This is a genomic window from Nostoc sp. 106C, from assembly GCF_002154725.1.
Taxonomy (GTDB): domain Bacteria; phylum Cyanobacteriota; class Cyanobacteriia; order Cyanobacteriales; family Nostocaceae; genus Aulosira.
Genome location: NZ_MTAW01000149.1, coordinates 1 through 2,828 on the forward strand (window position 1 = coordinate 1; position 2,828 = coordinate 2,828).

At 40.8% G+C, this 2,828-nt stretch carries 3 protein-coding genes; all 3 read right to left on the bottom strand.

From position 1 onward, the window contains the following. Positions 1 to 408: 408 nt before the first annotated feature. The 3 genes from BV375_RS23140 to BV375_RS23150 all read right to left on the bottom strand — a co-directional run bounded on the left by BV375_RS23140 (position 409) and on the right by BV375_RS23150 (position 2,781). Positions 409 to 642 (bottom strand): DUF3134 domain-containing protein, encoded by a 234-nt coding sequence (locus tag BV375_RS23140; protein WP_086764743.1) that lies wholly within the window; start codon positions 640 to 642, stop codon positions 409 to 411. An 830-nt stretch (positions 643 to 1,472) separates the two neighbouring features. Then, complete coding sequence (locus tag BV375_RS23145; protein WP_086764738.1) at positions 1,473 to 2,186, bottom strand: alpha/beta hydrolase-fold protein; 714 nt, start codon at positions 2,184 to 2,186, stop codon at positions 1,473 to 1,475. A 40-nt stretch (positions 2,187 to 2,226) separates the two neighbouring features. Beyond that, positions 2,227 to 2,781 (bottom strand): R3H domain-containing nucleic acid-binding protein, encoded by a 555-nt coding sequence (locus BV375_RS23150; protein WP_086764740.1) that lies wholly within the window; start codon positions 2,779 to 2,781, stop codon positions 2,227 to 2,229. Positions 2,782 to 2,828: the final 47 nt, after the last annotated feature.

The following is a 2,828-nucleotide window of genomic DNA, read 5'->3' on the forward strand; positions in this document are numbered from 1 at the left end:
TATCTTCTCAAATTTTTGTCCTGCATAGCTTAGAGTTGCCTTGTCACCCTCTAAGTCCTTGATAAGTTTTGCGCCGGGAAACCCGGACGCGTAACGCCAGTTGCTTTAAGCCGGGGAACCCGACGCCAGTTGCTACAACGGAGGGAACCTCCCTCCGGGTTCACCAGTCCCCTACGGCGGGAAACCCGCCTACCCTTTGGGAACGGCTTCGCCGAACAGGGCTGGATTCACCGCAACGCACTGGCTCAACTTTTCGCCGCGCCTATCCTCTTCTATCGGCGGTTAATTCTTTATCGATCCCGGATCTATGTAACGCGCACTTTTTCCTGTCAAATTAATTAAGAGTCCAGAATAAATCTGGACTCTTAATTAATTTGATAAATTTTGCTGTTGATAACTTGTAGAGCGTTAATCTTCTAAGTCAATATCACTGTCGTCATCATCATGATCGTAAGGTAGATCATCAAGATCGATCATCTCTGATATTTCTTCTACTTGATTTAGATACTCAGACTCTTGCGTTTCACGCGCTATTAGGCGACCATTAGCCTTTAGCCATTCTATCAGAACAAATTCGTTACTTGAACGAATGACAGTGGCTCGCTGGTTACGAGGTGCTTCACGCAAAGGACCGTTAATCATAAAAAACTCACTGTGAATGGGAAATAACTCAAGTAGTCCAAGATTTTGTGCATTTATAAAACTGAAAGCTTTAAATGTCAAGCATTTCAACTTTTACCTCAGTCGCAGGCTTAGTTTGGACTAGTTCCTAAGCTAGCACTTCTACAGTATTCTTCTTAGGGAACACTGGCAAGAAGCACATCTCTCAATTCTTTATAATGATTTTTAAAACACTATCTGCTAGTTAGATTGGCTTAAATAGCAGCCAACTTACTCTAATAACATTTGACGGAGTAATATATTTGCACAGCAAAACCAATTATGTCTACTGCCTCATATATGGACTAAATTCGATGGCTCAATGCCGTTAGCTATAATTTATTGCCAAGTCAATTTTTATTGAAATTTCTTTAATTAAATTAATAGAACTGCGATTTCATAAACCTGACAAATTAATCATATTCTTTATTCTAAACCATCTTATCAAAAAAACACTAATTTTAATAATTTATATAGCTTTTAATAGAATGTATAGTTAGAAATAGGTTGCAAGTAGACTGTTAATACTTTTATTGGCAACACAAATTAAATAATTAACCACTCTTGATTATGTAGATTGGGTAGAGCCAGAGCTTAGTCTGAAAGAGGCTTCTGGCAAGCTAACCCAACACTAAATCTATTTGTTTATGGGATTTATTTTGTGATTCAAGCTTAAAAACGGAGACTCGAAATTTGAGACCAGTTCACAATAGCGGAAATAAATCCACATATCAAAAAATTGAAAGGTGTGAAACTAGCTAATTTTGAATTGCATACAGCGATACTACGTATTTTCAGACCTTAGTGATTTTTTATTGCTCTGGTGCGGCGAACCAGGCTAGAGCAGAACTTGCAATCTTTACAGGAACAGTGTGTATGCCATTAAATTCTTGATAAACTACATCGTAGTTACCCTCCTTTAATTGCCGTACAATCTTACGACTGCATCGTTCGATTGGTAAAACATTGTCCCACTTGCCGTGAGAAACAAAGATGCTTGGATCTCCATGCAGTGAAGCTGGAGCCATAAACCCAGGGGAAAAAGCAATGATATAGCTGAATAAGTCACCATTGGTAATACCAACACTTAGAGCATATGAGCCACCATCAGAGAAACCTGCGATCGCAATCCGTGCAGGATCTATAGCGTAGTGACTAAATGTTTGACCTAAAGCTTGGTCGATAAAGGCAATATCAGGACCATAGCCACCGTGCAGCAGATCCCACGTTGTTTGCTGTGAAGCTGGTGCTAATAAAATAATTCCTTGAGAATCGGCAAAGTTGAGGAATGGAGATAAACCACCCTGTGCGTTACCGCCTGCACCATGCAGCATTAATACTAATGGTGCGGGTCGTTCTACTTGGTAGCTTTTAGGTATGTAAAGGAGAGCGTCGCGATCGCCATCTAATCCCAATGTTTGCAAACCATGTGGTGTTGGCTCTAAGGTAGGTTGTACTGGTCGCGCTAACAGCCGTCCTTGATATGCGGCTTGTATATTCTGTTTTTGCTGTGTGTCTTTGATCATGGATACACTGCTATTTTTACGTTTCGTAATGGCGTAAAAGTTATAAAGCCGGATAAATCCGCAACCGACGAAAAGGCTCTTCACCCAAGCTCTGAGAATTCAGGCGGTAACGTTCTACCAGTTCATGTTGCATTTTGCGGATAGCAGCAGAACGTGGTAATAACTCCACAGGCTGTCCGTTAGGTATAACAATTTGCTCAACTGCGACTCTGGCTTCTTCTAAAGCTTCTATTTCCGATTCGCTATGATTGCGATTAGATATTAAAGTATCTCCTGTTTCTGGTTCATCGATACCCAACAAGGAGCGAAGAGCGCGGCTAATTCTTGGGATAGTATTAGTTTTAAGCGTGTAAACAGGTAGAGGATTGTCTGCCATCAGTCGCCGAAAATTGGTGTGTTTTCTGGCGTAGGTTCGTAATACCAAAACAGCATCTGCACCTTCAATATCTCGGGTCACTACCACTGGTAAATTTAAACCCTGAATCACTTCTATTAACTGGTGACGACTAATTCCATAGGGATAAACGTGCATTGGCGGTAAATCTTGGTTATCTTGCTCCCAATCTTCCAGAGATTCGCCTTCTATTGGGAGCATCCCAGTTTTTATTTAGCGAGCAAAGATTAATTCATTCAGGTAAGCAC

Bases quoted from the DNA above. Each gene is read 5' to 3' on its own strand.
- BV375_RS23145 (WP_086764738.1), bottom strand. From the start codon at position 2,186: ATGATCAAAGACACACAGCAAAAACAGAATATACAAGCCGCATATCAA.
- BV375_RS23140 (WP_086764743.1), bottom strand. From the start codon at position 642: ATGATTAACGGTCCTTTGCGTGAAGCACCTCGTAACCAGCGAGCCACT.
- BV375_RS23150 (WP_086764740.1), bottom strand. From the start codon at position 2,781: ATGCTCCCAATAGAAGGCGAATCTCTGGAAGATTGGGAGCAAGATAAC.